The following is a 4162-nucleotide window of genomic DNA, read 5'->3' on the forward strand; positions in this document are numbered from 1 at the left end:
AAAAAACGATTGAATACGAAACGACTGCATCCGATTGTTTTAGCAATGAGGATTTCTTGTTCTTTGGTTGGATAGATTCGGAATTTGTATGCCTTATAGACTAACATGATTTCCACCCCCAACGACACGAATGTTTGTTCTCATTATATCATCGTGAGGAAAGTTTTGGCTACCGCCAACAGACATTCATCTTCATCTCCACCTACTCCTTAGGCTTCGCTCATTTCAGAGGTGAGAGTCTTATGTCGGATAACGATAAAAGAAACCTTCATCCATTGGACAAAGGTTTCACTGTTTAATTTAATTTCAAAGCTTGCGATAAGTTTCCGGTGATTTGTATTTCATTGAAATTTACGCCAAGTTGAACGGCGGTCATTGCTATTTCAGGTCGCACGCCAGACAATGTTGTTGCCACTCCGACAATTTTCAAAGCATCAATTAGCTGGAAAATTTGCATTGCAACCATAGTATCAATCATGGTGACCCCAGATAGGTCAACATATAAATGTGTGATTTTTTTACTTCCGCATTCCATCAATGTGTTCTCAAGTAAATATTTTGCACGTTGCGTATCGATATCTCCAACTACTGGTAATAAACCGATTCCATTGTGTAAACGAATGACAGGAGCACTTAATTCATTAATTACTGCTTGCTGGCTTGTTAAGCGTTTTAAAGCTAATGCATCATGCTCTTCAACGAAGCGAGAGGTGATTCTTCCGAACGCTTTGATGATTAATTGACCCCAAGTGAAAATCTGTTCAGTTGTGTATTTCCCTTTATTCGCAATCGAATAATTTCTGAGCATGTCTAAATACTGATCTTGCACTTTTAGGAATTCGTTAAAGATGACATGAGTAGGCGTTCGTAAATGTTCAGAATCAGTAGCGATTTCTAGTATCCACTCATCGAATTCCTCAAAAAAAGAAGCTTCTTCTCGAATGAAAATACCGATTAAGTTTTCGTGGAACCTAAAGTTTTGATTTTTCAACTTATCGATGACTTTTGGATCCGTAGAAGCATAGACACCTTCAGCAGTTGATTTATCAATTGCCGCATACCAGTCTTCAGTAAGCTGCTTCGCTTTATCTAATAAGTAATCATGTAAATGTGAATTTCGATGCATACGGTGCCTGCTCCTTTTCGAGTACAAAATAGTTAAATAAATTTCGATATCTATCCTCTTTTAACATACCTCTTTTATTCCAAATAAAACATAGTTTTTTTTACAATTTCTCGAATTATATCAATTGTTCAAAATTTCATGAATGTTTCGGTGCCAGGCACCATCAAGTGGTTTCTCACCTTTTTCAACGTGCGTTGCCTCTTTTTCTTCAAACTTTCTTTCGACATCTCTAATATACTTGCCACTTCATCTAATGAGTATCCTTCTATAAATATAAGCTGAATCAGTTGTTGTTCTGTAGGATTCAAGTGAGATAGAGCTTCTGATATGGATTTATCTTGCTCAACTACTTCCTCATTAAACCCAATAATTCTTTCTAACACATCACTCTCAATTGGCACTGCCTGTTGTTCGTTGGCATACGATTTTTTTAATTCATCTAGTATGCTGCCATAAATTGAGCGATATGCGAACGGAGCAAAGTCTCCTCGGTCTTTTTCATATCGTTGAAGTGCCTTCCATAGACCAACTCGACCTGCTTGTACAAATTCTGAGTGATTTTTATAGATTCGTAGTTTTCGGATACATGCGTATATCATTGGCTCGTACTGTTCTAATGCTTCTTCAAAATTCTCCACCGGATGTTTCCTTTGGAGCGTGCACGCTTCTTTATTCCTAGGTGGCTTCAGTTTAGTAGATTGAATCGATTCATTCGAATCACATTTTGTGATGTTTCTCTAGAGGAAACGTCAAGTTTCGACTACTTAATAAATATCCAATGAACCTACAAAAATTCCAAATAATATGTATTTTCTGACTTGTTAAATAACTTTTGGCGTGCTACATTCAAATTATCATGTTTAGGAGGTTGTTTCTTGCGCACTTGTGACTCTTTACGGATCGACACAGACACTCTGGTCGTCCAACCTATCTTCGAAAATGCATTAAAAACGCACATCATTACGACACATGGTTCTTACACATCCTCGTTCTCACAACTAGAACTCTTAAATTTAGCTTGCATGCGCTACTTTTCGACATATGAAGGTCGTATTCAAGCCTCTCGTTACCAAACTTCATTTCATAGAAAAACACCTTTGCTCGTTGCAGAAAATGGCATATTTGCTTTTCCAACGATGTCACCTTTGAATGCTGAATGTATGTGGATATTCAATCATTCTTTCAAGTCAAAAAAACATACTGACAAATCTACCATTCTTCAATATGACAACGGAGTAGAAATCGTTGTGAATGCATCTGTACATACGATTGAGAAACAAAGACAGCGCATGATTGTGATGATTTATAAACAAAAATCTCTTGGTCGACTTTATTAGAATCAACCCTCTGAATATTCAAATCGGCAATCGACTACATGCTTTTGCAGGTAGTGAGAACTTAATCATGGCTAAATTAGATGCTGACGGAAATTTACAAATTACGTAAGTTACTAGAACAACTTTTGGATTATAAATCCAAGTTGTTCTCTTTTTTTATTCAAAAACACGAACATACATTCTACTTTGTGGTATAATTAGTGAACAATCGCTGGTAATGGACAGGCTGGTCACTTTCAGGAGAAGGGAGGTCATGCTTATGACAAGTTTTGAATCCCTGAGCTTACTTATGCAGCTCGCGACTGTTATGTTTGCTGGCTTCTCAATAGCTGTCACATTGATCATTTTGTTTATCAATAAAAAATAACCGTCCCCACTGGTAAGGCGAGACGGTTACTTCTATCAAACTGGACCAACCACTCCATAAGCTAAGCGATTGTCGGACTAGGTGTTGACCCACCTAGTCTTATTGGTATAAGTATACAACAATTTTCTACTATTCTCAACGAAATTTCGTTCTAATACACTACTTCTTTTTGAGAAGCGCTTCTTCCATTTCTTTCGTTGGACCAGCTTTTAGCTCACGTTCACCAGCCCAATTTCGGGTATCTTCAGCCGTTTCTTTTAATGGTCTAAAAGTTAATCCTTCTGCCACTGCTTTATCATTTTTCACAATAAAGAAGCCCTCTGGATATTCTTCAGAGATTGGCATCCAGAATGGGAACCTACGTGTACCTAAATCATGTTCTTCTAATTCTTTATCTGAAATCCAAACTTTTTCTATAGGCTTCGATGAGATTTCATCTATAAAAGCATCTAGTGTTATTGGGGTTGATGCTGCATTAAATGTGCCTGTCTGGCCTTCTTCAATCATCGAGACAATCCATTTTGCCATATCACGAACATCAATCCATTGCACCATTCGTTTCGACTCGGGACCGCCTGGAAGTGCGACAGGACCTGACTCTACTCCCTTCATCGCATAATAGGTAAAGCGATCGGTCGGGTCATTTGGTCCAACAACGATACAAGGTCGGATAATTAATGCTTTATTGCCAAATTCCTGATTGACTAAGTCCTCACACATTACTTTGAGTGGACCATACGTTTCACCTGTAACTTCGTCCGTTTCAATTTGGTTTGTGTGCATCGAACTTTCTTCGTTTGGACGTCCTTGTTCGTAATTGTCGTAAACTGAGATCGTTGATATGAACATGTACGTTTTCGTGTTATTCATGACTGACTCTAAAACTGGCGTTAAGTCATTAGGTGTATAGCCACATGTGTCTAGGACGGCATCCCATTTTTCATTTTCAAGTAAATGCGCATCGGTTCTTCGGTCGCCTTGTATATGACGAATGCCTTCAAACACACCCGGATTTGTTTTCCCTCTATTAAATAAAACCACTTCATGCCCATTTTTAATGGACGCTTCTACTAAATGTCTGCCAATAAATGATGTGCCACCGATTACTAGTATTTTCATTTTTATCGCCTCCTCTTTTTTACATTCTTCGCATGTCGAAGAAAATCCTTTAATTTTAGCTTTACGAGTCCATTTCCGTTACATGCGGACGCTTTCTTACCATTAGTCAATCGTTTTCCTGTAATTTCATAAAAAATATAGGTAGTTCACTGATATAAGCCTATTGCTTTCCGTTTCGGCACTCGCTTTCCGCGGGCACGGCTTCAGCCGCTT

General features: G+C 38.2%; 5 protein-coding genes. 1 reads left to right on the forward strand and 4 read right to left on the reverse strand.

Features of this window, described 5'->3' with window-relative positions:
* From ACHUE4_RS16530 to ACHUE4_RS16540, 3 genes are all read right to left on the reverse strand, one after another.
* The coding region (locus ACHUE4_RS16530; protein WP_394192060.1) for a helix-turn-helix domain-containing protein at nucleotides 1-107 on the reverse strand (107 nt) is incomplete at its 3' end.
* A gap of 188 nt (nucleotides 108-295) precedes the next feature.
* On the reverse strand, nucleotides 296-1126 hold the full coding sequence (locus tag ACHUE4_RS16535; protein ID WP_394192053.1) for an STAS domain-containing protein: 831 nt from the start codon (nucleotides 1124-1126) through the stop codon (nucleotides 296-298).
* Between the two features lie 128 nt (nucleotides 1127-1254).
* A complete protein-coding gene (locus ACHUE4_RS16540; protein WP_394192055.1) occupies nucleotides 1255-1764 on the reverse strand; it encodes a sigma-70 family RNA polymerase sigma factor in 510 nt (169 codons plus the stop codon).
* 237 nt (nucleotides 1765-2001) lie between these two features.
* Between ACHUE4_RS16540 and ACHUE4_RS16545 the strand changes: the two genes are divergently transcribed.
* The gene (locus tag ACHUE4_RS16545; RefSeq protein ID WP_394192057.1) at nucleotides 2002-2463 is read left to right on the forward strand and encodes a competence protein ComK; all 462 of its coding nucleotides are present in this window, start codon (nucleotides 2002-2004) and stop codon (nucleotides 2461-2463) included.
* A gap of 526 nt (nucleotides 2464-2989) precedes the next feature.
* Here the strand turns inward: ACHUE4_RS16545 and ACHUE4_RS16550 are convergent.
* Complete coding sequence (locus ACHUE4_RS16550) at nucleotides 2990-3949, reverse strand: NAD-dependent epimerase/dehydratase family protein (protein ID WP_394192059.1); 960 nt, start codon at nucleotides 3947-3949, stop codon at nucleotides 2990-2992.
* Nucleotides 3950-4162: the final 213 nt, after the last annotated feature.

This window comes from Paenisporosarcina quisquiliarum, assembly GCF_043641925.1.
Classification (GTDB): domain Bacteria; phylum Bacillota; class Bacilli; order Bacillales_A; family Planococcaceae; genus Paenisporosarcina; species Paenisporosarcina quisquiliarum_A.